Origin of the sequence: Streptomyces purpurascens (assembly GCF_045040895.1) — a bacterium.
Classification (GTDB): Bacteria; Actinomycetota; Actinomycetes; order Streptomycetales; family Streptomycetaceae; genus Streptomyces; species Streptomyces purpurascens.
This window is the reverse complement of the sequence record NZ_CP108341.1, coordinates 8,716,032-8,739,837: the sequence shown is the minus strand read 5'-3', so window position 1 is coordinate 8,739,837 and position 23,806 is coordinate 8,716,032. Positions and strand designations below refer to the sequence as shown.

20 protein-coding genes are annotated in these 23,806 nt (G+C 73.7%); 14 read left to right on the top strand and 6 right to left on the bottom strand.

What is annotated here, in order from left to right; all coding sequences use genetic code 11:
• Positions 1-54 precede the first annotated feature (54 nt).
• Genes OHU35_RS39675 through OHU35_RS39665 form a run of 3 tightly spaced genes read left to right on the top strand, consistent with a single transcriptional unit; the run spans position 55 to position 3,739 of the window.
• On the top strand, positions 55-585 hold the full coding sequence (locus OHU35_RS39675; RefSeq protein WP_184590017.1) for a (2Fe-2S)-binding protein: 531 nt from the start codon (positions 55-57) through the stop codon (positions 583-585).
• The gene (locus tag OHU35_RS39670; protein ID WP_405508813.1) at positions 582-1,586 is read left to right on the top strand and encodes an FAD binding domain-containing protein; all 1,005 of its coding nucleotides are present in this window, start codon (positions 582-584) and stop codon (positions 1,584-1,586) included. Before OHU35_RS39675 ends, OHU35_RS39670 begins: the two co-directional genes overlap by 4 nt.
• Complete coding sequence (locus tag OHU35_RS39665) at positions 1,583-3,739, top strand: molybdopterin cofactor-binding domain-containing protein (protein ID WP_405508811.1); 2,157 nt, start codon at positions 1,583-1,585, stop codon at positions 3,737-3,739. Before OHU35_RS39670 ends, OHU35_RS39665 begins: the two co-directional genes overlap by 4 nt.
• Positions 3,740-3,742: 3 nt before the next feature.
• On the opposite strand, the gene OHU35_RS39660 is transcribed toward OHU35_RS39665, so the two are convergent.
• Positions 3,743-5,659, bottom strand: coding sequence for a hypothetical protein (locus OHU35_RS39660; RefSeq protein ID WP_405508809.1), 1,917 nt, complete (start codon positions 5,657-5,659; stop codon positions 3,743-3,745).
• 247 nt (positions 5,660-5,906) lie between these two features.
• On the opposite strand from OHU35_RS39660, the gene OHU35_RS39655 reads away from it, so the two are divergent.
• The 3 genes from OHU35_RS39655 to tgmB all read left to right on the top strand — a co-directional run bounded on the left by OHU35_RS39655 (position 5,907) and on the right by tgmB (position 7,541).
• Entirely contained in the window at positions 5,907-6,218 is a 312-nt protein-coding gene (locus OHU35_RS39655) for a YkvA family protein (protein ID WP_189727571.1), read from the top strand.
• A gap of 131 nt (positions 6,219-6,349) precedes the next feature.
• Complete coding sequence (gene tgmA / locus OHU35_RS39650) at positions 6,350-6,541, top strand: putative ATP-grasp-modified RiPP (RefSeq protein WP_184586832.1); 192 nt, start codon at positions 6,350-6,352, stop codon at positions 6,539-6,541.
• Positions 6,542-6,557: 16 nt separating this feature from the next.
• Positions 6,558-7,541: an ATP-grasp ribosomal peptide maturase gene (gene tgmB, locus OHU35_RS39645; protein WP_189727572.1), complete on the top strand. Its 984-nt coding sequence runs from the start codon at positions 6,558-6,560 to the stop codon at positions 7,539-7,541.
• Between the two features lie 58 nt (positions 7,542-7,599).
• Here tgmB and OHU35_RS39640 read toward each other — a convergent pair whose 3' ends face one another.
• Both OHU35_RS39640 and OHU35_RS39635 read right to left on the bottom strand, forming a co-directional pair.
• Entirely contained in the window at positions 7,600-7,803 is a 204-nt protein-coding gene (locus OHU35_RS39640; protein ID WP_189727573.1) for a hypothetical protein, read from the bottom strand.
• Between the two features lie 141 nt (positions 7,804-7,944).
• Entirely contained in the window at positions 7,945-8,418 is a 474-nt protein-coding gene (locus OHU35_RS39635) for a hypothetical protein (RefSeq protein ID WP_405508806.1), read from the bottom strand.
• Positions 8,419-8,606: 188 nt separating this feature from the next.
• On the opposite strand from OHU35_RS39635, the gene OHU35_RS39630 reads away from it, so the two are divergent.
• Positions 8,607-9,578, top strand: coding sequence for a GlxA family transcriptional regulator (locus OHU35_RS39630; protein WP_189727575.1), 972 nt, complete (start codon positions 8,607-8,609; stop codon positions 9,576-9,578).
• Positions 9,579-9,622: 44 nt separating this feature from the next.
• Here OHU35_RS39630 and OHU35_RS39625 read toward each other — a convergent pair whose 3' ends face one another.
• Positions 9,623-9,874: a DUF5133 domain-containing protein gene (locus OHU35_RS39625; RefSeq protein ID WP_189727576.1), complete on the bottom strand. Its 252-nt coding sequence runs from the start codon at positions 9,872-9,874 to the stop codon at positions 9,623-9,625.
• Positions 9,875-10,094: 220 nt separating this feature from the next.
• Here OHU35_RS39625 and OHU35_RS39620 point away from each other — a divergent pair, with 220 nt between their 5' ends.
• From OHU35_RS39620 to OHU35_RS39595, 6 genes are all read left to right on the top strand, one after another.
• The gene (locus tag OHU35_RS39620) at positions 10,095-11,633 is read left to right on the top strand and encodes an acyl-CoA carboxylase subunit beta (protein WP_229873218.1); all 1,539 of its coding nucleotides are present in this window, start codon (positions 10,095-10,097) and stop codon (positions 11,631-11,633) included.
• 52 nt (positions 11,634-11,685) lie between these two features.
• Positions 11,686-13,449 (top strand): fatty acyl-AMP ligase, encoded by a 1,764-nt coding sequence (locus OHU35_RS39615; RefSeq protein ID WP_405508803.1) that lies wholly within the window; start codon positions 11,686-11,688, stop codon positions 13,447-13,449.
• Complete coding sequence (locus tag OHU35_RS39610; RefSeq protein ID WP_405508801.1) at positions 13,446-17,474, top strand: beta-ketoacyl synthase N-terminal-like domain-containing protein; 4,029 nt, start codon at positions 13,446-13,448, stop codon at positions 17,472-17,474. The genes OHU35_RS39615 and OHU35_RS39610 overlap by 4 nt, the downstream gene beginning before the upstream one ends.
• A 22-nt stretch (positions 17,475-17,496) precedes the next feature.
• Positions 17,497-18,453 carry an alpha/beta hydrolase family protein gene (locus OHU35_RS39605; protein ID WP_189727579.1) on the top strand — a complete coding sequence of 319 codons (957 nt, stop codon included), beginning with the start codon at positions 17,497-17,499 and terminating at the stop codon, positions 18,451-18,453.
• 122 nt (positions 18,454-18,575) lie between these two features.
• Complete coding sequence (locus tag OHU35_RS39600; protein WP_189727580.1) at positions 18,576-19,793, top strand: CdaR family transcriptional regulator; 1,218 nt, start codon at positions 18,576-18,578, stop codon at positions 19,791-19,793.
• A 149-nt stretch (positions 19,794-19,942) separates the two neighbouring features.
• Positions 19,943-20,584: a cutinase family protein gene (locus tag OHU35_RS39595; RefSeq protein WP_405508798.1), complete on the top strand. Its 642-nt coding sequence runs from the start codon at positions 19,943-19,945 to the stop codon at positions 20,582-20,584.
• Positions 20,585-20,643: 59 nt separating this feature from the next.
• Here OHU35_RS39595 and OHU35_RS39590 read toward each other — a convergent pair whose 3' ends face one another.
• On the bottom strand, positions 20,644-22,365 hold the full coding sequence (locus tag OHU35_RS39590) for a hypothetical protein (protein WP_405508796.1): 1,722 nt from the start codon (positions 22,363-22,365) through the stop codon (positions 20,644-20,646).
• Positions 22,366-22,558: 193 nt separating this feature from the next.
• On the opposite strand from OHU35_RS39590, the gene OHU35_RS39585 reads away from it, so the two are divergent.
• Positions 22,559-22,795 carry a hypothetical protein gene (locus tag OHU35_RS39585; RefSeq protein WP_184586858.1) on the top strand — a complete coding sequence of 79 codons (237 nt, stop codon included), beginning with the start codon at positions 22,559-22,561 and terminating at the stop codon, positions 22,793-22,795.
• A 22-nt stretch (positions 22,796-22,817) separates the two neighbouring features.
• Here OHU35_RS39585 and OHU35_RS39580 read toward each other — a convergent pair whose 3' ends face one another.
• Positions 22,818-23,678 (bottom strand): aldo/keto reductase, encoded by an 861-nt coding sequence (locus OHU35_RS39580; RefSeq protein ID WP_405508793.1) that lies wholly within the window; start codon positions 23,676-23,678, stop codon positions 22,818-22,820.
• Between the last annotated feature and the right edge of the window lie 128 nt (positions 23,679-23,806).

Here is a 23,806-nt window from a genome sequence, read left to right as displayed (position 1 = left end):
GTGGATACGCGGTCCGTACGGCAGTACGGCCCGCCCGGGAAGGTCCTCCACGACATGGGCAACGACCAGCACCACTCGGAGACCACACTCCGCGTCAACGGCAAACCCCACACGCTCACCGTCGACCACCGGCGGGTCCTGCTGGACCTCCTGCGGGAGGATCTCGACCTCACGGGCGCCAAGAAGGGCTGCGACCACGGCCAGTGCGGCGCCTGTACGGTCCTGGTGGACGGGCGGCGCGTCAACAGCTGTCTGCTGTTCGCGGTCGCCCTCGACGGCTGCGAGGTCACCACGATCGAGGGTCTGTCCGGCGACGGTGAGGAGCCGCACCCGCTGCAACAGGCCTTCCTGGAGCGCGACGCCTTCCAGTGCGGCTACTGCACCCCGGGCCAGATCTGCTCCGCGGCCGGTGTGCTCGCCGAGGCGGCGGCCGGTCATCCCTCGCACGTCACCGACCCGGCGACGCCCTCGGGTGAGCCGGTTCCGCTGGGCCGGGAGGAGATCCGGGAGCGGCTGAGCGGCAATCTGTGCCGGTGCGGCGCGTATCCACGGATCGCCGAGGCGGTGGAGGACGTGATCCGGTGAAGGGGTTCGCCTACGTCCGTGCCGGGAGCGTCGAGGAGGCGACCTCCGCGTACGCCTCCCACGCCGGCGCCCGCTATCTCGGCGGCGGCACCAACCTCGTCGATCTGATGAAGCTGGGCGTCGAGCGGCCCGCCGCCCTCATCGACGTCACCCGGCTGCCGCTGGACGCGGTGGAGGAGCTGCCGGACGGTGGGCTGCGGATCGGGGCGATGGTCCGCAACAGCGACCTCGCGGCCCATCCCCTCGTACGCGACCGGTACCCGGCGCTGTCGCAGGCGGTGCTCGCGGGTGCCTCGGGGCAGTTGCGCAACGCGGCGACGACCGGCGGAAATCTGCTCCAGCGCACCCGGTGCCCGTACTTCCAGGACCTGTCGAAGCCGTGCAACAAGCGCGAGCCGGGCAGCGGCTGCGGCGCGCGGGACGGTGTCCACCGCGATCACGCGGTGCTCGGGCACTCCTCGCACTGCATCGCCACCCATCCGTCGGACATGGCGGTGGCGCTGGCCGCCCTGGACGGGCGTGTCGAGCTGTACGGGCCGCAGGGCGCCCGGGGTGTCGCGGCGGCGGACTTCCACCGGCTGCCCGGGGACCGGCCCGAACAGGACACCGAGATCCGCCCCGGCGAACTGGTCACCGGTGTGGTGCTGCCCCCTGCCACGGCGGGGCTGCCGTCGGCGTACCGCAAGGCCCGCGACCGGGCCTCGTACGCCTTCGCGCTCGCGTCCGTCGCTGTGGTGCTGCGGGTGTCGGACGGTGTGATCGAACATGCCGGGCTCGCCTTCGGGGCGCTGGCGCACCGGCCCTGGCGGGCCCGGCGGGCGGAGGAGGCGCTGCTGGGCGCGGCTCCGACCACCGCCGCGTTCGAACACGCCGTCGACCTCGAGCTGTCCGCCGCGCGGCCGCTGCGGGACAACGCCTACAAGGTGCCGCTGGCCCGCAATCTCGCCGTGGACGTGCTGTCCCGGCTCGCGGACCCGGCCCTCACGAGGAGGACTCCATGACCGGCAGCGTGGGCGCTCCCGCCGAGCGCCGGGAGGGACGGGAGAAGGTCAGCGGCACCGCCCGCTACGCCGCCGAGTACCACTCCCCCGGCCGGGCCCAGGCCTGGCCCGTGCCGGCGGCTGTCGCCCGGGGCCGGGTGACGGGCGTCGACACGGCGGCGGCCCTGGCCGTGCCCGGTGTCCTCGCCGTCCTCACCCACGAGAACGCGCCGCGGCTCGCCGAGCCGGACGATCCCACGCTCGCCGTGCTCCAGAGCCCCCTGGTTCCGCACCGGGGCTGGTTCGTGGCCCTGGTGGTGGCCGAGACCCTGGAGGCGGCCCGGGCCGGTGCGGCCGCGGTGCGCGTCGCCTACGACGCGGAAGAGCACGACGTGGAGCTCACCGCGTCGCACCCGGGCGTGTACGTGCCCGAGGAGGCCAACGGCGGCCATCCGGCCGTCCGTGAACAGGGCGACCCCGACGGAGCCTTCGGGTCCTCGCCCGCCCGGGTCGATGTCGCGTACCGGGTGCCGCCGCTGCACAACCACCCCATGGAGCCGCACGCCAGCACCGCGCGCTGGGACGCCGGCCGGCTGACGGTGCACACCTCCAGCCAGGGTGGCGGTGTCGTACAGGCCGTGCTCGCGGGGCTGTTCGCCCTGCCGAAGGAGCGGATCGTCGTCACCGCCGAGCACGTCGGCGGCGGCTTCGGGTCCAAGGGCACGCCACGGCCCGACGTGGTGCTCGCCGCGATGGCGGCACGGCAGACCGGGCGGGCGGTCACCGTGGCCCTCCCCCGGCGGTATCTGCCCGCCGTCGTCGGGCACCGTGCTCCCACCCTGCACCGGCTGCGGCTCGGTGCCGACGCGGACGGCCGCCTCACGTCCCTCGTGCACGAGGTCACCACCCACACGTCCCGTATCAAGGAGTTCGTGGAACAGGCGGCGGTGCCCGCGCGCGTGATGTACGCCGCGCCCCACAGCCGTACCGTGCACCGGGTCGCGGCGCTGGACGTGCCCTCGCCGTCGTGGATGCGGGCACCGGGCGAGGCTCCGGGGATGTACGCGCTGGAGTCCGCCATGGACGAACTCGCCGGCGAGCTGGGCATGGACCCGGTCGAGCTGCGGGTCCGCAACGAGCCGGACGTCGAGCCCTACAGCGGCAAGCCGTTCAGCAGCAGGCACCTGGTCGAGTGTCTGCGCGAGGGTGCCCGGCGCTTCGGGTGGGCCGGGCGCGATCCCCGCCCGGGCTCCCGCCGGGAAGGGCCCCTGCTGCTGGGTACGGGCGTGGCGGCGGCGACGTATCCCGTCATGGTGTGGCCCGCCGCGGCGACGGCCCGCGCACTGCCCGACGGGACGTTCCTGGTGCGGATCAACGCCACCGACATCGGGACGGGGGCCAGGACCGTGCTCGCGCAGGTCGGCGCCGACGCCCTCGGGGTGCCGCTGGAGCGGGTGCGGACGGAGGTCGGCAGCAGTGAGCTGCCGTCGGCGCCGCTGGCCGGCGGCTCGTCCGGCACGGCCTCCTGGGGCTGGGCGGTCCACGAGGCCTGTGCCCTGCTGGCGCGGCGGCTGGCCGAGCACTCGGGGCCGCTGCCCGAGCAGGGCCTCGACGTCCGCGCGGACACCAGGGGCGCGGCGGACGCCGAGAGCGCCTGGGCCCGGCACGCCTTCGGGGCGCACTTCGCCGAGGTCGCGGTGGACACGGTCACCGGCGAGGTCCGGGCCGGCCGGCTGCTCGGGGTGTACGCCGCCGGGCGCATCCTCAACGCCCGCACGGCACGCTCCCAGTTCGTCGGCGGCATGACGATGGGGCTGGGCATGGCGCTGACCGAGGGCAGCACGATGGACGCCGCGTTCGGGGACTTCACCGAGTCGGATCTGGCGTCGTACCACGTGCCCGTGCACGCCGATGTCGGCGAGATCGAGGCGCACTGGCTGGACGAGGACGATGCTCGCCTCAACCCGATGGGCGGCAAGGGCATCGGGGAGATCGGCATCGTCGGGACGGCCGCGGCGATCGGCAACGCCGTGCACCACGCCACCGGCGTCCGCTTCCGGGAACTCCCGCTGACGCCGGACCGGGTGCTGGCCGGGCTGCTCGATCGCCGGGCGCCGAACGACGTCCGGACCGGACCCGCTGCGAGCGGATCCGGTCCGGTGCGGCAGTCGTAGGCGTCACTCCGCCATACTGCGTGCCTCGGTCGCCGGCAGGGGCGACCACTGTCCGCCCGCGAAGGGCGCCACCGCGCGGAAGACCAGCGCGACGAGGGCCAGCAGCGCCGTGCACACGGCGGCACCGGCGGCGAACCACGGCGGGGCGACCGCGAGGTCCACGGCCCGGGTCAGGGAAGCCGACGGGAAGGAACTCCCGTACGCCTGGGCCCCGGCCAGCACCGTGGGTACCACCACCGCCCCGACCAGTACCGGCGCGACGGGGCGCAGGGCCAGCAGCAGCGCCAGCACCGTGCAGAGCACGGACAGGCCGAGGGCGACGGCGTGCAGATCCAGGGACGCTCCGCCGCGCTGCAGCGGGAAGTGGGCCACCGCGCACACGGCCAGGGCCAGGGCCGTGAGCCAACTCGACCACGCCATGGACTTGGTGAGCCGTTCCGTCGCGCGGTCGCGGTCCGTGGGCGCGGAGTCGAGGGTCCGGCGGATCTCGCGGCGCCTGGCCGGCCGGGCGGCCGGCACGGGCTGCGTGGTCTCGGCCTCGGGACGCGCGGTGCCGGTCGGCACGCGGCCGTTGCGGTCCAGCCGTTCCAGACCGAGGCGGTCGATCAGCTCGACCAGTTCCCCGACGGACCGGCCGGTGGCGGCCGCGCGCAGTGCCTCCTCGCGGACGTGGGGCATCTGCGGCTCCTTGTGCAGCAGGACCACCAGCCGGGTCACTTCCTCCACCGGCCGGTGGGCGGCCGCGGCCCGGATCGCCTCGTCCGCGCTGTCGGCGTCACGCGGGGGCTTCGTCAGCAGGGCGATCATCCGGCTCACGTCCTCCACGCGCCGCTCCACGCCGGCCGTGCGGAGTGCGTCGACCATCGCTTCGGCGTGGTCGGGCGACTTCTCCAGCGAGGTGATGAGGGCGACGACCTCCTCCAGCGGCCGGTCGGCCACTGCGGCGTGCACCAGGTCGCTGACCGCGTCACCGTACGGCGCGGGGGCGGGGCCCGTGCCGGGCCGCAGTTCCACCGGATTGTCGTCCAGCGAGCGAATCACGAACGGCCGCGCACTCGACTGCTCGGCCTCACCCGGGCCGGACGCACCGCGCTGAGCGGCCTCTCCCGGCGCGGGGTCCACCGGGCCGTCCCGGTCCGGCTGGGCGTGCGGCGGGTCCACCTGGTCCTTGCGGAGGGCCGCGGGCGCGGCCGACGGCCGATCCGGCTGGTACGGCCCTGAGACAGTGGGCTCGACGGACGGGGGGCTCACCGGGTTCGGACCGGGGGCCGCGGGCGCGGACGGCCGGTCCGTCTGGTGGAACCCTGACGCGGCAGGCTGGGCGGCCTGCGGGTCCATCTGGTTCGAACGGGAGGCCCGGTCCGCGTCGTCCGAGCCGGGAGCGGCCGGCCGTACGGACGCCGGGTCGCCCCGGTCGGGGCCGCGGTCGGCGGACCGCTCGGTCGCCGTGCCCGAACCGGGCGCAGCGGACCGGTCGAAGGCCACCCCCGCCTCGTCCGAGGCAGAGTCAGGGGCACCAGCGACAGCCGACCGTGCCGGATGCGCCCCGTTTACGACAGGGGCAACAGGCCCGGCAGACGACAGAGCCACCTCGTCCACGCCAGAAGCGGGCGGCGGCGCCGCCACCTGGTCCGCCCCGTTCACGGCAGGGGCAGCAGGCGGGGCGGACAACTCGGCCGCCTCGTCCCAGGAGGGGGCGGCCGGCTCCGTGCCCGGCGGGCCCGCCCGGTGGGACGTGGCGGGAGGCTCGGTGCCCGCACGGTACGTCTCGTGCGAGGGGGCGGCGGGCTGCGTGCTCGTCTGCTCCACCTGGTACGCGCCGGTGGCGACGGTGGTGTCGGCGGACGGCTGGGCGGACCCGTTCGACTCGCCGGTTATGGCGGATCCGTTCGAGCGGGGTGATGAAGAGCAGGTGGTCATACTCGCCTCCATGGGAAGAGTGCGGCCGCTCCTGCGCCCCCCGTCGTGTGACGAGCGACGTTACGCTGACCATTACTAGGCGCCCCCTTCACCCCGTGCCACTCGTGTGAGCCACCGGGATGACCACCCGCACGGGAAAATCCGCCGACTCGCCGACATGTCGGGCCCCGGCCGCAATACAGCCGCCGGAAACGGGAATCCAGGTAGGGACACCCCGTGTCGCGGCACGCCAGGAGGAGGGCAACCCGTGGATACGACCGCAACGGTGATCACCCTGGCCGCGATTCTCGCGGCCTTCGTCCTCGTCCTCGCCGTCCGCATCTTCGTGAGACTGGTCCGGACCCGACGCGACCTGCGGAACGCGGGCCTGCCCACGGGGCCGCGCTGGGTCTTCTGGGGCGCGGTTCTCTACTTCGTCCTGCCTGCCGACGTGCTGCCCGACCCGGTGTACCTGGACGACATCGGTGTCCTGCTGCTCGCTCTGCGTACCGTCCGTGGCTCCCTCGGCGAGCGGGATCGCAGGACGACACGCCGGGCTGACCACGAACCCGCCCAATAACTACGGAGAGTAAGGAAACCAACCACCCGTTCGATTCGTATAAGTCTCTGGAAGCCGAAACAAGCGAGCGGCCGGGGGGCCGCGCCCAATGACCAACGCTTGGTCGGCGCAGTACCGACGAGGGAGAGACGATGCAACCGTTCGCGCTCAACTACGCGCGCCCGGCAGTGGAGTTGGAAGCTGCTATTCCGTATGTGTACGACACCGGACTGCAGTTGAACGTGCTCCTCGACGGCCGAATCGCGGCCAGCGACTTCGGCCTGTTGAGAGAGGTGGGCACCACGACGTCCACCGCAGGCTCCAAGACCCACTTCGACGACTGACCACGGGCCGCCGAAGATGACCGTACTGATCCTCACCTGTGAGGAGGACGTGACCGCGGACATGGTGGTCGTGCACCTGAACGCGACGGGGGTTCCGGTGGTCCGCGTCGACCCCGCCGACCTGACCGGCGGTGTCGCGCTGTCCGGCGAGTTCGTGCACGGCCGTTTCCGTGGCCATCTGTCCGCCGGGGGGCGGCTGGTGAGCATCGGGGGACTGCGCTCGGTCTGGGTGCGCCGGCCCGGCACTCCGGCCGGGCGGGCGGCCCAGCCGTCCGCGTGGCTGACCGAGGAGGCCGCTCAGGCGCTCTACGGCATGCTGCGGGGCTCGGACGCGCGCTGGATGAACCACCCCGACGCGGCCCGCCGGGCCCGGCACAAGCCGTGGCAGCTGCGTCTCGCCCAGCGGTGCGGCCTGCCCGTGCCGGCGACGCTGATCACGACCTTCCCGCGCGCCGCCCGCGAGTTCGCCGAGCGCTACCCGGACCTGGTGGTCAAGCCGGTGTCGGGCGCGCATCCGCAGGACCCGCCCCGGGCGGTGCCGACCAGCCGGGTCGCGCCGGACACGGACTTCTCCGCCGTCGCGTTCGGGCCGACGCTGCTGCAGCGGCGGGTCGCCAAGCGGGCCGACATCCGTCTCACCGTCGTGGGTGAGCAGATGACGGCCGCCCGCAAGGCGACCGCCGCGGACGCGGACCCGGACGACGTCGACGTGCGCTTCGCCGCGCCCGGCTCGCCGTGGCGCCCCACCGATGTGCCGTCGTGCGTCGCGGCGGGCGTCCAGGCCTACCTGCGTGGGGCCGAACTGGCCTACGGCGCCTTCGACTTCGTCGAGGACGCGGACGGGACCTGGTGGTTCCTGGAGTGCAACCAGTCGGGGCAGTTCGGGTTCGTCGAGGTGGAGACGGGTCAGCCGATCGCGCGCACCATCGCCGAGTGGCTGGCCCGCCCGATCCCGGAGGAGTCGCCGCATGTCAACGGCTCGAGCACGACGGTCCGTTGAGCACCGGGGCCCGGCCACCCGCCGGCCCCGGGCCGTCTCATGACCACGGCCTCCCGGCTCACGGCTGCCGCGGGGCGGGGAGCATGGCCGTGCGCTGCCAGCCCGCGCCCGGGGCCTGCGGGCGGTCGTAGCCGGGGGACTGGTAGGGCCGCATGGCCAGCTCCAGTTCCCTGCTCACGCGTTCGGCCTCGCGGCGAACCTGTGCGGGCACATCGCCGCACTCCGCGATGAGTCGGTCGTAGATGGGGGAATCCTGGAACACCCGGCAACGTGCCTCTCTGCTCGTCGTCCCCGTGCGGGGGCAAGACTGACGAGTCTAGGCGGCCCGGCATCCCGGAGTGTGAATTCCCTGGGATGACTTGACGCAGAACGGACATCTGTGCCAGGCGGAGTGGCGGGGCTCTCAGGCTCCCGTGGTGGAGCCCGGCCGGACGATCATGAGGACGGTGACCGTCGCCCACAGGAGGTTGAAGATGCCGGTGAACATGGCGAGCTGAACGGTGTTCTGGTGATCGACGGCCTGTTCGCCCTTCAGCCGGTCGAGGAGTTCCTCCTGGCGGGGCAGGACGAAGGCGGCCAGGACCCCGGCGGCGGCCACGGTCAGCGCGATGGAGGTGACGAGCCATCCGCTGCCCAGGACGCCCATCGCGGCACCGGTGGCGAACCCGAGGACCGGGACGGTCAGTCCGACACCGGAGTAGACGCGGCAGATGCGGTGCAGCAGCGCGACCGTGCCGACCGCCGAGGGGTCGGGGGCCTCACCGAGCGCGGCGGCCGCGCGGCGCGCCGCCGGCGGGAACATGCTGGCCGCGACGGTCACGGGACCGATGGCGACGATGGCGGCCAGGACATGGAGGGACAGCAGGAACTTGGTCACCGGGACTCTTTCCATGACGCGATCAACGATGCCGGGCTCACGTTAGGGAGCCGGGACGTGATCGCCCATGGGCTGGAACGACAGCTTCCCACGGGTTCTCGCCAACTCGTCCGACCTGCGCCCTCGCCTCACGGGCCGCCCCCTCCCCGGGTCACACCGCTGGCGGGAACACACCTAGGGTGACGGTCATGCACTCCGTGGCGATCCTGGTTCTCGACCGAGTGGTGCCGTTCGACATGGCGGCGCCCCAGCAGACGTTCGCCTGGACCCATATGCCGGACGGGCGGCCCGCCTACCGGGTCCGGTTGTGCGCCGAGACTCCGGAGGTACGCGCGGACGGCGGTTTCACCCTGCGCATCGACCAGGGGCTCGAGGCGCTGGCGGAGGCCGACACCATCATCGTGCCGGGCTGCTCCCCCGACGCCGCGCCGCCCTCCGCCCGGGTGCTGGCGGCGCTACGGCGGGCGGCCGAGTCCGGCACCCGGATCGCGTCCGTGTGCGTGGGTGCCTTCGTGCTGGCGGAGGCCGGGCTGCTGGACGGGCTGCGTGCCACCACGCACTGGGTGGCCGCCGGCGAACTGGCCCGGCGGTTCCCGCACGTCGAGGTGGAGCCGGACGTGCTGTATGTCGACAACGGGCAGATCCTCACGTCGGCCGGTGCGGCTGCGGCGCTGGACCTGTGTCTGCACATGATCCGGCGGGATCTGGGGTCGGCCGTCGCGGCGAACATCGCCCGGATGTCGGTCATGCCGCTGGAACGGGAGGGCGGGCAGGCCCAGTTCATCGTGCACGAGCACCCGCCCGTGCCCCGGGGGTCGGCGTTCGAGCCGCTGCTGGAGTGGATCGAGGACCATCTCGCGCACGAGGTGACGCTGGGCACACTGGCGGCGCGCGCGGGGATGAGCGAGCGGACCTTCAGCCGCCGCTTCCGCGAGCAGACCGGCACCACGCCGTTGCAGTGGCTGCTGCGGGCGCGGGTGCGGCGCGCGCAGTACCTGCTGGAGAACACGGACCACTCGGTCGAACGGATCGCGCGTCAGGCGGGGTTCGGCTCGCCGACGGCGTTCCGGGAGCGGTTCCGCAAGGTGGTGGGCACCACGCCGTACGCGTACCGCACGGCGTTCCACGGGAAGACGAACGCCCCGGCGGCCCGTCCATAGGCCACCGGGGCGGTACCCGGCCGTGCGCCGGGTCTCACACGTTGTCAGCCGACCAGCGTCAAGCCGTTCTCCCCGTCCGGCTCCGCGGCCTCGGACCGCCCCTTGGTGAGCAGCAGGGTGTCGGCCTCGGCGATGGCGTCGTGGATGACGGACGTCCCCATCATCACGCACAGCGTGTAGCTGACGTCCTCAAGCTCGCGTGCCGCCGTCGGCACGTGCCTCTCCGCCTGAGCGATCCTCAGCGACGCGTACCGCGTCAGCAACTCCCTGACGACCTTCCGGTCCGGTACGAGCACGTAGCGCCCCTCTCTCTGTTTTCGCTGCGTATGCCCGAACCACGCGGAAACATTCACATGTTTTACGCACCCAGGGTGGAAATGACTGGAATTGATCGGTCTGTTGTCACCGGGGGATGAAAGCTCATGCCGAAGGACTCAACTCCCCCACACAGAACGGTGATTCGCTCGGCTTCCCCCTGCCTCACTGCCACAGTCGAGAGCCCCCTCGGAGGTGGTTGTGAGCACAGAGGTGAGCGGGAGCACCGCGGAACGCGTCGCCGGCCTGGCATCACGCCGGGACCGGGCGGTGGCCCCGGGCGGGCCGCGCAGGCGCGGGGAGTTCTCGGCCCGGGAGCGGATCGAACGGCTCGTGGACAAGGACTCCTTCACCGAGACGGGTCTGTTCGTGCGGGCCCGGCCCGCCGGGCAGGACGCCCGCCGCCCCTACGGCGACGGGGTGGTCACCGGGTACGGCACGGTCGACGGCCGCCCGGTGTGCGTGTTCGCCCAGGACTCGACGGTGTTCGGCGGCAGCATGGGCGAGGCCTTCGGGGAGAAGACCGTCGCCCTGATGGACCTCGCCCTGAAGACCGGCTGCCCGGTGATCGGCCTGAACGACTCCGGCGGCGCCCGCATCCAGGAGGGGGTCGCCGCCCTCGCCCTCTACGCCGAGCTGGTGCGCCGCAACGTCAAGGCGTCCGGGGTGATCCCGCAGCTCTCGGTCGTCCTGGGGCCGTGCGCGGGCGGCGCCGCCTACTCCCCGGCGATCACCGACTTCACGGTGATGGTGGACGGCGCCTCGCACATGTTCGTCACCGGCCCCGACGTCATCGAGACGGTCACCGGTGAGCGCACCACCGCCGAGGAGCTGGGCGGCGCCCGCACCAGCAACACCGTCAACGGCAACGCCCACTTCCTGGCCGCCGACGAGGAGGACGCCCTCGACACCGTGCGCGACCTGCTGTCGTACCTCCCGGCCAACAACCTGGAACGGCCCCCGGAGTACGCACCCGGGCACGCTCCGCCCGGGGCCGGGCTCGACGAGGTCGTCCCGGACCGGCTCGGTGAGGCCTACGACATGCGGGACATCCTGCACGCCGTCGTCGACGACGGTGAACTGCTCCAGGTGCAGGAGCTGTTCGCGCCGAACATCATCTGTGCCCTGGCCCGGGTCGAGGGCCGCTCGGTGGGTGTCGTCGCCAACCAGCCGCTGTGTGCCGCCGGCGTCCTCGACATCGACGCGTCGGAGAAGGCGGCGCGGTTCGTACGGTTCTGCGACGCGTTCGGCATCCCGCTGCTGACCTTCGCCGATGTGCCCGGGTACCTGTCCGGGGTACGGCAGGAGCAGGCCGGGATCATCCGGCGCGGCGCGAAGCTGCTGTACGCGTACGCCGAGGCGACGGTGCCCAAGGTCACGGTGGTGGTGCGCAAGGCCTACGGCGGCGGATACGCGGTGATGGGCTCCAAGCATCTGGGCGCCGACGTGAACCTCGCCTGGCCCACCGCCCGTATCGCCGTCATGGGCGCCGAGGGGGCCGTGGGCGTGCTGCACCGGCGCGAACTCGCCGCGGCCGAGGACCCGGAGGCGCTGCGCGCCCGGCTTCTCGCGGAGTACGAGCGCACCCACGGCACTCCGTATCTCGCCGCCGAGCGCGGCTATGTCGACGCCGTCATCGCACCGCGCGAGACCCGGGAGCAGGTCTGCCGCGCGCTGCGCGCCCTGCGCGGCAAACGCGCGCCGATGCCGGAACGCCGGCACGGCAACATCCCGCTCTGACCTCGCCCTTTTCGACTCGTAAGCCGATGCACGCCGTGAGGAGCCCCGCCTGATGGACAGCCGCCGCCCCCCGCTCGCGCCCGCGTGCCCGACGCTGCCGGAGTACGTGTGGCACTGGGCCGAAACCACCCCGGACCGCCGGGCGTTCACCTTCGTCGAGCATCCGGCACAGCACTCGCGCGGCGTCCACCGCACGCTGACCTGGCGCCGCCTGGACGTGCGGGTGCGGGCGCTGGCCGCGCGCCTCGCCGAGCGGGCCGGGCCCGGAGACCGGGTCGCCCTGCTGTGTCCGCAGGGCACGGAGTACGTGACCGCCTTCCTCGCGGCGCTGGCCGCGGGGCTGGTCGCCGTACCGCTGTATCCGCCGGACCTGCCCGGGCACGCGGACCGGCTGGCGGGCGTCCTGGCGGACGCCCGTCCCTCGGTGGTCGTGACGACGAGCCGGGCCCAGGACGAGGTGCGGGACTTCCTCGGTTCCGACGGACCGCGGATCGTCCTGGCGGACCGGGTGCCCGACGACGCCGCCCGCGACTGGCGGCCCGTCCCGGCGGACGCCGAGGCGACCGCCTATCTCCAGTACACCTCCGGTTCGACCCGCGCCCCGGCGGGCGTGGAGATCAGTCACGGCAACGTCGTCGCCAACGCCCGCCAGGCGCTGACCGCCTACGGTGCCGACGCCCGCCCGCTGACCTGCGTGGGCTGGCTGCCGCTCTACCACGACATGGGTCTTGTGCTCAGCGTCGCGGCCCCGGTGACACGCGGGCTCCTGTCGGTCCTCATGGACCCGGCCGCGTTCCTGCACGAGCCGGTGCGCTGGCTGCGGCTGCTCGCCGCGCATCCGAACGTCGTGAGCGCCGCGCCCAACTTCGCCTACGACTACTGCGTCGCGACCGTGACCGCCGAGCAGAAGGAGGGGCTGCGGCTCGACAGGGTCACCGCACTGATCAACGGCAGCGAGCCGGTCCGCCCGGGCACGGCCGACCGCTTCCACGCGGCGTTCGCCGGCCAGGGCCTGGCGCCGGAGACGCACTGCCCGTCGTACGGCCTGGCCGAGGCGACCGTGTTCGTCTGCGCGGCCCGGCCCGGAGAGCCGCTCACCCGGTTCGCGCTCGACCGTGACGCCCTGGCGGCCGGGAAGGCCCTGCCCGCGCGGCCGGACGACCCCCGGGCCGTGCTCCTGGCGGGCTGTGGCACCCCGGCGGGCCAGCGGGTCCGGGTCGCCGACCCGGTGACGCGGGCCCAGTTGTCGGAGGGTGAGGTCGGCGAGATCTGGGTGCAGGGGCCGAACGTGGGACGCGGCTACTGGAACCGGGGGTCGCAGGAGGTGTTCGGCGCCGCGTTCGCGGACGCCGCGGCCGGTCCGGGCGGCTGGCTGCGGACGGGCGATCTGGGGACGGTGCTGGAGGGGCAGCTGGTCGTCACGGGGCGGTTGAAGGACCTGATCATCGTGGACGGCCGCAACCACTATCCGCAGGACGTCGAGGCGACGGCCCAGGACGCGGACCCGGCGGTGCGCCGGGACCGGCTCGCGGCGTTCGCCGTGCCGGGCGGCGCCGGTGAGGGGGTGGTGGTCGTGGCGGAGCACGCGCGGACCGCGCGCCTCGCCGAGCTGGACGTGCCGGCCGTGGTGCGTGCCGTGCGCGGTGCCGTCTCCGCCCGGCACGGGCTGCGGCTCGCCGACGTGGTCCTGGTACCGCCGGGCACGGTGCCGCGTACCTCCAGCGGGAAGGTGTCGCGGGCGCTGACCCGGACCCGGTATCTGGAGGGTGCGTACGGCGGCCGGGCCCGGGCGGCGACGGCGGGTGCCGCGGGATGAGGCCCGTCGACGAGGGCGCGCTGCGCCGGCTCATCGCCGAGCGGGTGGCCGCCTGGTGCGGCACGGCCCCCGACGCCGTCCCGATGGACCGGCCCCTGGCCGACCTCGGCATGTCGTCACGGGACGCCGTCGCCCTGGCCGGTGAGCTGTCCCGGGCCACGGGTCAGGAACTGCCGACGACCCTGCTGTGGGAGACGCCGACCGGAGAGGCGCTGGTGGCGCGGCTGTGCGGCGCGGGATCCCCACAAGCCCCGGGATCCTCGCAAGCCCCGGGATCCTCGCAAGCCCCGGGATCCTCGCAAGCCTCGGGATCCGGGGCGGCGACGGGCGCGCGAGCCGGACTGCCGAGTGGTACGGCCGAGCCGGTCGCGGTCGTCGGGATCGGCTGCCGGCTGCCCGGCGGGGTGCACGGCCCGGACGGCTACTGGCGGCTGCTCAGCGAGGGCGTCGACGCGATCCGGCGCGTCCCGGAGGACCGCTGGCGCGACTTCACCGCCTTCCCGCCCGCGGACGCGCACCCGTACGGCGGGTATCTCGACGACATCGCCGGGTTCGACGCGGACTTCTTCCGGATCACCCCGCGCGAGGCCGCGGTGATGGACCCGCAGCAGCGGATCCTGCTGGAGGTCGTGCACGAGGCGCTCGACCACGCCGCCGTACCGGCCGGGTCCCTGGCGGGCACCGCCACGGGCGTGTTCGTCGGCGTCTCGGCCCCTGAGTACGGGCAGCTCACGGGCGCCGACCCGGCCGCCGTCGATCCCTGGGCGCCGGCCGGGGGCGCCCTGAGCGTCGCCGCCGGGCGACTCTCCTACGTCCTGGACACCCGGGGGCCGAGCATGGCCGTCGACACGGCCTGTTCGTCCTCGCTGGTCGCCGTGCACCACGCCTGCGTCAGCCTGCGCACGGGCGAGAGCGACACGGCGATCGCCGCCGGGGTCAACCTGCTGCTGTCTCCGGCCGTCTCGGTCGCCTTCCGGCGAGCGGGGGCCCTCGCGCCGGACGGGCGGTGCAAGCCGTTCTCGGCGTCGGCGGACGGCATCGGGCGCGGCGAGGGCTGCGCGGCCGTGATCCTCAAGCGGCTGTCCGACGCCGAGCGGGACGGCGACCGCGTCCTGGCCGTCGTCCGCGCCACCGCCGTCAACTCCGACGGCCGCTCCAACGGACTCATGGCACCCAACCCGGCCGCTCAGCAGGCGCTGCTGCGGAGCGCGTACACACGGGCGGGGCTCGCCACGGCGCACGTCGACTACGTCGAGGCACACGGCACCGGCACCCCGTTGGGCGACCCGATCGAGGCGGGCTCGCTCGGCGCGGTGCTCGGCGCCGACCGTGACCCGGACCAGCCGCTGCTGCTCGGTTCCGTCAAGGGCAACCTCGGTCATCTGGAGTCGGCCGCGGGCATCGCGGGCCTGGTGAAGACCGTGCTGGCCCTGCACCACGACAGCATCCCGCCGTCCTTGCACTGCGCGGAGGGCAGTTCCCTGGCCGATGACCGGCTGCGGGTGGTGACCGAGCCGGAGCCCTGGCCCCGTTACGGCGGCACCGCTGTCGCGGGAGTCTCCGGGTTCGGCTTCGGCGGCACCAACGCGCATGTGGTGCTGGAGGAGGGGCCGCCCGGCCTGGTCCCCGCCCGGCCTGCCGAGGAACCCGCGGCCCGCCTGCACCTGCTCTCCGACCTCGACGCCGAGCGCCTTCGCGACACGGCGGGCGGACTGGCCGACTGGCTGCGCGAAAGCGCCGCGCACCCCGCCGACGTGGCCCGGACCCTGGCGGGACGCACCGGCCGGGGTCCCGTACGTGCCGCCGTGGCCGCCCGGGACCGTGCCGAACTGACCGATGTCCTGGGGGCGTTGGCGGCAGGGCATCCGGACGCGCGGGTGGTGACCGGTGACCGCGACCGCGTCGGGCACGGCACGGTGTGGGTCTTCTCCGGCTACGGCAGCCAGTGGCCCGGCATGGGGCGCCGGCTGCTGGCCGAGGAACCCGCGTTCGCCGCCGCCGTCGAGAAACTCGACCCGCACCTCGCCCCGGAGTGCGGCCTGTCCCTGCACGACCACCTGTCGTCCGGTACCGGTCTCGACCGCCTGGAGGTCGCCCAACCCGTCCTGTTCGGGCTGCAGTTGGCGCTCGCCGAGCTGTGGCGTTCCTACGGGGTGGAGCCCGCCGCGGTGATCGGCCACTCCATGGGCGAGGTGGCGGCGGCCGTGTGCGCGGGCGCGCTGGACGTGGCGGACGGGGCGCGGGTCATCGCCGTGCGGGCCCGGCTGCTGAGCGGGCTGAGCGGCGGCGCGATGGCCGTGGTGGACCTGGACGACGCCGAACTGGAGTCTCTGGAGCGAGACTTCCCGGGTGTGCACGTCGCCGTGCACTCCTCGCCCCGGCAGAAGGTCGTCACGGGAGAGGAAGCGGCGGTGGCCGGGCTCGTGCGCCGGCTGGAGGGGCAGGGCCGGGCGGCGCGGGCCATGCGGGTCGTCGGTGCCGGGCACTCGCCCCAGGTGGACCCGCTGCTGCCGGAACTCGTCGACGCGCTGGCCGGTGTCCGAGGGCGGCGACCGAGGGTCCCCGTCTATTCCACGGTCCTCGACGACCCGCGCGGCGACTGCGGGTTCGGCGCGGACCACTGGGCGGCCAACCTGCGACGGCCCGTACGTCTGGACCGGGCGCTCGCCTCGGCAGCGGCCGACGGCCACACGGCGTTCCTCGAGATCTCGCCCCACCCGGTCCTGACGGGGGCCGTCGCCGACACCGTTCCCGGCGCCCTCGCCCTCGCCACCCTGCGCCGGGACGCCGACGGTTCGGAGGCGTTCGCGGGGCAGCTCGGCGCCCTGTACGTCGCGGGCCAACGGCTGCCCGTGCCGCCCGGCCGGGTCGTCGATCTGCCCCTGCCCCGGTGGCGGCATGTACGGCACTGGTGGACGGACGGCCGGGCCCACACCGAGCCGGTCACGGAGGAGCCCCCCGCCGAAGTCGCGGAGCCCGCCTCGGTCCTGGCCCGGCTGACCCAGCACATCGCCGCCGTCACCGGCCACCCGCCCACCCGGGTCACCCCGGGCACCGCGCTGGCCGACCTGGGCCTGGACTCGCTGATGGCCGTCCGCGTCCGTACCGCGGTGGAGCGCGAGTTCGGCATCGCGCTGCCCCTGCGCGACCTGTTCGCCGCCGTCACCGTCGAGGACGCCGCCGCCCGGATCCGGCAGGCCCTGCCCCGCGAGGACACCCCGCTGCGCCCGCTGCGTGCCACCGGTTCCCGGCCCCCGCTGTTCCTCGTCCATGCCGCGGGCGGCCCGGTCACCGTCTACCGCACGCTCGCCGAACGGCTCGGGGACGACCGGCCGGCGTACGGGCTGGAGCGGATCGAGGAGGCCCGGACCGTGCCGGAGAAGGCGCGGCGCTACGCCGAGGCGATCAACGCCGCTCACCCCGACGGGCCCTGTGTGCTGGGCGGCTGGTCCTTCGGCGGCTTCGTCGCCCAGGAGACCGCGCGGCACCTGACCGCCGCGGGGCGGGAGGTGCGGCTGGTCGTGCTCATCGACTCCGTACGCCCCCTCCCCCGGCCGGGACTGACGCGGGCCGATCGGATCCGGGCGCATTTCGAGGGCTTCGCCCGCCACGTCGCCGGCACCTACGGCGTGCGGCTGGAGTTGCCGTACGACGACCTGGTGGCCCTGGACGACGACGGGGCACGCATCGACACCGTGTTGCGGGCGCTGCGTGAGGCGGCCGACGTGCCACCCGCCGCGCTGGAGCACCAGCGGGCCTCCTACCTGGACCTGGGCATCGGGGAGTCGCACCGGCCCGGGACCCACGACGGGCCGGTGGTTCTCTACCGGGCCACCGAGCCCGCGCCGCACACCGTGCGCGACCCGGCGTACGAGCGGGACGACGAGGCGCTGGGCTGGGACGAGGTGTGCCCGCGCCTGGAGGTCGTGCCGGTGCCCGGCCACCATCTGTCGCTGCTCGACCCGCCGCACGTCGACGAGATCGCCGCCCACCTGAGCCGGGTGCTCGCCGAGCGGGCCCCCTGACACCTGAACCCGAGGAGCCGCCATGTCCGACCTGTCGCCGAAGCCCGCCGCCGGAGTGTCCCGGCGCACCGTCGCCAGAGCGACGGCCGCCGCCGGCCTCGCCGTCCTGTTCGGGGCCGCGAGCGGCACGGCCCGTGCCCGGGCGGCGACCCGGCTCGGGCCGCGCACGCTGGACGTGTCCGTGCCCTCCGCCGCGCTCGGCCGCAGCGCGCCCGTCCGGCTGATCCTGCCGTCGGACTTCGGCACGCGGCCGGAGCGGAAGTATCCCGTGCTGTACCTGCTGCACGGCGCCCACGACGACTACACGTCCTGGACCCGCGAGACGGACATCGAGGCCTTCACCGAGGGCCGCGGCCTGATCGTGGCGATGCCGGACGCCGGCCCCACCGGCATCCCCACGGTCTGGCGCGGCGGCCCCGACTACGAGACCTTCCAGGTCAAGGAGGTGCCGGCGCTGCTCGCCCGGGACTACCGGGCCTCCGGCGTACAGGCGGTCGCCGGGGTCTCCACCGGCGGCTACGGGGCGATGGCCCACGCGGCCCGCCACCCCGGCGCTTTCAGGGCCGCGGCCTCCTACAGCGGCATCCTCGACACCACCGCCCCCGGTGTTCCCGCCATCATGGACGCCATCGTGGCCCGGGAGAACCTGCCGGCGTCGTCCCTGTGGGGCCATCCGGTGCTCAACCTCCTGACCTGGCGGGACTTCAACCCGCGGGCCCGCGCCACCGGGCTGCGCGGCACCCCTCTGTACGTCTCGCAGGGCAGCGGAGTGGGCGGCGGCAGCGGGGACCCGCTGCCCGGCGTGCTGGAGAGCGCCCTGTGGCCCTCGGCCCAGGGCTTCGCCCGCACGCTGGCCCTCATGGGGGTCCCGGCCACCACGCACTTCTACGGCGGAGGCGGACACGACTGGGCCCACTGGAAGCCGGAGTTCAAAGCCTCGTGGCCGATCCTCGCCCGTGCACTGGGCGTGCCCGAGTGACGGGGGTGCCGTCGGGGCACGGAACGGAGCGGAGGGGTCGTCCGTCCAACACTGGACTTCCCACTCGCCCCACAGGCATCAGCCCGCGGGTGAGCCGCTTCCGGTCGAAAGGAGTGTCCGTGATGGCTGTGCCCACCCCGCACAGCGTGCCGGACCGCCCCGGCACGCCGCCGGTGCCGCCCGAGCTGGCGGACCTGCTGCGCGCCCAACTGGCCTCCGTCGCCGACCTGGTGGAGGAAGAGGTCTGCCGTCAGGTTCCCGAGTACGCGCGTCCCGCCGACGGGACGTACCGCAAGAACCTGCGGTCCGGGGTGGTGCAGGCACTCACTCTGTTCGTCGACCACATCGCCGACCCGCGCGACGACGGGAGCGCGATCGCGGCGACGTACTACGAACTCGGGCGCGGCGAGGCCCTGGAGGGCCGCAGCCTGGACGCGTTGCAGTCCGCGCTGCGGGTGGGCGGGCTGCACGCCTGGCGGCTGATGGGCTCCACGGCGGAGGAACTGGGACTTGACTCCACCGTCGTCGCCGCGCTCGGTGAACTGGCGTTCCGGACGGTGCACGAGGTCGCGCAGGCGGCCGCGGCCGGCTACGCGGAGGCCCAGCTGCGCAGCACCGACGAGCTGGAGCGGCGTCGCAGGCGGTTGCTCGACCTGCTGCTGGAGGACGGCCCGGTGGCGCTGGAGGCCGTGCAGGATCTGGCCCACGGTGCGCGCTGGCCGGTGCCCCGGACGGTCGCCGTGGTGGCGCTCGCGGCGGCGCCGGACCGGCGGGAGGAGGACCGGCCGCTGGCGGCGGCGGGCGCTCTGGTGGACATGGAGTCCCGGCCGCCGCGCATGCTGGTGCCCGACCCGGACGGCTCCGGCCGCTTCGGCCGGGCGTTCACGCTCGCCCTGCGCGGCCGGCCCGCCGCGATCGGCCCGACGGTGGCGGTCACGGAGGCGGCACGATCGCTGCGCCTGGCCACCAGGGCACTCGGGCTGATGGGGCGTGGCATCCTGCCCCGCCAGGGCGTGGAGCGCTGCTCCGACCATCTGTCGACCCTGCTGCTGTACGCCGACGAGCCGCTGCTGGAGCGGCTCCAGGCGCGCGTCCTGGCACCGCTCGACACGGTCTCGGCGGGGCAGCGCGACCGGCTCGCCGAGACGCTGCTGGCCTGGCTGCTCAGCGGCAGCAACGTGCCGGACGTGGCCGCGCGGCTGCACATCCACCCGCAGACGGTCCGCTACCGCCTGCGCCAGCTGGAGAAGCTCTTCGGCGACGCCCTGCACGATCCGGGCACCCGCCTCGATCTCATTCTCGCGTTGCGCGCGGAATCCCTGCACACGCGGCAGAACTGACTCCCGCGTTCAGCGGCGTACTCAATCGGCGACAAAAAACAGCGGGGATCCCATAATCCCGTCCATAACTCCCGGCGGGAGAAAGCGAATACGTTCGGGCCGTCCTTTTTCGCAGGCGCTCGACGCGCCTCACACGCGGAGGATCCCCCATGCGTATCCGTTTGTGTCTCGCCGCGCTCTCGCTGGTCGGCGGGGCCGGGCTCGCCACCCTCTCGGCTCCCCCGGCCTCGGCCGCGGCCTGCTCCGACGTCGAACTCGTCTCGGCACGCGGCACCTTCGAGCCCGGGACGCTCGGCTTCATCGTCGGCGACCCGGTGTTTTCCGCGCTGCAGAAGAAAGCAGCGGGCAAAAACCTGTCCAGCTACAAGGTGAACTATCCCGCCGACCTCTCCCCGACGTCGGCGGCGCAGGGCAATCTGGACCTGGTGAACCATGTGAAGAGCCAGGCCGCCGCCTGCCCGAACCAGAAGTTCGTTCTCGTCGGCTATTCGCAGGGCGCGAACGTCGTCGACAACTCGATCGGCATCAGCAGCGCGGGCGCGGTGGTCGGCAGCCCCATCGTGGCCACGCTGCCCGCCGCGGTCGAGCCGAAGATCTCCGCGGTGCTGCTGTTCGGCAACCCGATCCGGGCCCTCGGCAAGAGCGTCACCGGCACCTACCAGAGCCGCACCCTGGACCTCTGCGCCAAGGGCGACCCCGTCTGCGAGAACGGCGGGGGTGACGTCGGGGCGCATCTGAGCTACCGCGACAACGCCGACGCGGCCGCCACGTTCGCCGCGGGCAGGCTCTAGTCCCGGCAGGCACGCCAAGGGGCCCGGGAGGATCTCCTCCCGGGCCCCGTTCCGGTGTCCTAGCGGGGTGACCGGGCGAATCCGGCGAGGCTGGTGGAGACGATCTCGGGCCTGCCGTCGTTCTGCGTGGGCGCGGCGGTCAGCACGTCGAGGTGCTGGTAGCCGTCGGCGACCACGGGATGCAGCTCGGGCGGCACCCGGCCGGCCAGCAGCCCCTCACCGGCGAGGACGGTGAGCACCGGGTTGGCGGTGAGCCCGCCCGGATGGACGACGAGCTTCTTCACCTGCGGCGAGGTGCCCAGCTGGATGTCCGTGACCAGCTTGGTCGGGAAGTACTGCTCGGTGAAGTCCAGTGGCTGCTCGGCCAGGCTGCGGGCCAGTTGCCGCACGTCGGTGACCTCCTCGCCCGCACCGGTGAACGGGGTGCCGTCGGCCGACCGGTATCCGGGGTCGTCGGGGTCACCGACGCGGTCGTAGGTGCGCCAGGTGTAGAGCGGGCCCTGCGGCCGGTCCGGGATGGCCTTGTACGCCGTGCCGTACAGACCGGGCTGCTGCGTACCGCCGTTGGCCACCGGGAAGCTCTTGTCGGCGATGGGCCCGCCGTCGAAGAAGCCGACGCTGGTCTGCAGGAACGCCAGTGGTACGGAGTTGTCGTCCAGCAGCGCCCCGAGCACCGCCCCGTTGGTGAGCCGGAAGTCCTTCACCGCCGGCGAGCCGCTGAGGAAGGCGGTGGTGTCCTTGGAGAACAGGAAACGGTTCGTGGCCTCGATGTTGACGCCGGAGGGCAGATAGCGGGGCAGGTCGGCCTCACCCTCCAGGTCCTTGAGGGCGCCGAGGCCCGCGATACCGAGCAGGGTCATGGTCTCGGGGTTGAGCAGCACCGGCGCGGACAGCGTGCGCGACAGCAGCCCGCTGTCCAGTCCGGCCTGGACGACGCCGTAACCGAGGCCGATGTCGGGCAGGTTGGTGTCGTCGGGCAGGTTGCCGCTGAGGTCGGCCAGCGAGGTGGAGACGGTGGTGTCGAGGGCGAAGTAGCCGGCGCACTGGTTGTACCCGGCGTCCGCCGTGGTGGCCCGGTCGCCGTCGAAGTCGGCGGCGGCGAAGTACCCGGTGATGACACCGCCCAGCGAGTGCCCGCCGCACAGCACCTTCCGCTTGCGCTGGGTCTGGTCGGGCAACTCGGCGGTGAGCAGGTCGTACTGGTCCCGTACGGTCTGCTCGATCCCGAGCTTCGCCATCCAGCCCAGCTGTCCGTTGCCGGCGTAGCCGCCGAAGGTCCGGCCGTCGACCTGCTTGCCGCGGTAGTAGTAGTCGACGGCGCTGTGCTGGTCCCCGGAGGCGATGCCGGTACGGTCCTCCAGACAGTTGGAGCGCCGGTCCAGCGCCCAGAACTCGATGTGCGCGCCCTGCTCGGCGGCCCTGGTGACGGTGTTGCGGGCGACGCTGTCGAACGCCCCGGCTCCTTCCAGGATGCCGGGCTGGGCGATGAGGATCCGGTCCGCGGCGGCCGACGCGGCGGGCCCGTCGGCCGAGCGGTAGCGCAGATACGACAGCCAGTCGCACGCGGCCGGACGAGGTCCGGCCGACTCCGGCAGCGGTACCTTCACCCGTACGACCGACTCGGTCACCCCGGTGACGGGGGACGTCGACGCGACGGGCGTCTCGGTCCGCGCCCCGTCGGCCCGGGCCCCCGGGGCGGCGGCCGTGAGTGTCCCGGCGGTCAGCAGTACCGCGAGCACGGCACCGCGCCACTTCCCTCTGCTCCTGCGGTTCATGTCCATGCCACGGACGCTAGGGCTGTGGCGGGAGGGCCCTCAGGGGGTGCTGACGAGAATTCAGTTTCCCGGTCGCGCCTTGTCACCGGCGCACAGAGCACCCGGCGCCGGGGCTCGGGACCGACGCGCCGTGCCGGTTCGTCCCGCGTATGGTCCAGGCCGAGCTGCGAACCGCCCGTTTCGGGGGCATGGTGGGGCTATGGACGGTCAACCCCCCGTGGTCGTGCAGCCGCCCGCGTCGGACGGCGGACGGCTGGTGACCATCCACGGCGAGCGCATGGGCGTCGCCTACAGCCTGTTCGACGTACTGGACCTCCTGCACCGCGAGGGCCTGCCCACCGCCGACACGGCCGTCGACGACACCGAGCTGATCGAGTGGCGCGGCGGAGGCCCGTACGACTGGAACAACGGGGAGTCCGGGTCCGACGAGGCGTGAGCTTCGGTGCGACGCCTGAGGGCTAGTCCGACCCTGATTCCGCCCCTTCCGCCTCGGCCAGCCGGTCGAGGCGGTCGCGCTGGGCGGGCGTCAGCTCGAGGTCCGCCGCGGCGAGGTTCTCCGCCAGGTGCTCGATCCGGGCCGTACCGGGGATCGGCAGGACGACCGGTGCGCGGTCGAGGAGCCAGGCGAGCGCGACCTGCGTGGGCGTGGCCCCGAGGTCGGCCGCCACGGCGGCGATCTGGGCCTCGGCCCCCGCCTTCCCCCACGCCACGGGCCGCCACGGCAGGAAGGCGATACCGGCCGCCGCACACGCCGCGAGAACGGGCTCGTGCTCGCGGTCGAGCAGGTTGTAGCGGTTCTGCACGCTCACCACGTCGACGATCTCCCGGGCCTCGGCCAGCTCGGCGACGGTGACCTCCGACAGCCCGATCCGTCCGACCAGGCCCTCGGCCTGAAGCTCGCGCAGCGTGCCGAGCTGGTCGGCGAGGGGTGTGTCGGGGTCGACGCGGTGCAGCTGGAGCAGTTCGATCCGCTCGACCCGCAGCCGGCGCAGGGCCTGCTCGACCTGGTCGCGCAGGATCTCGGGCCGCCCGTCGAACCTCCACTCGCCTCCCGGGCCGGTACGCGCGACACCGACCTTGGTGGTGATCAGCAGCCCCTCCGGGTAGGGGTGCAACGCCTCGGCCAGCAGCTCCTCATTGGCTCCCTCGCCGTACAGGTGGGCCGTGTCGATCAGGGTGACGCCCAGTTCCACGGCCCGCCGGGCCACGGCGAGGGCGTTCTCCCGGTCGGGCCCGGCCCCGGTCGACAGGTGCATGGCTCCGAAACCGAGCCGGCGAACGTCCAGATCCCCGCCGATGCGGAAGGTGGTCGATGTCATGAGCTGTCCCCATCCCCCTCTGGTCAAGGGCCAACGCTAACAAGTCAGTTGGCGTCCGCTCCGGCCTGCTGGCGCCCGCCTCGCACCCGCTCCCCCACCGCCTGCGCGGCGCGCTCGGCGCGCCATTG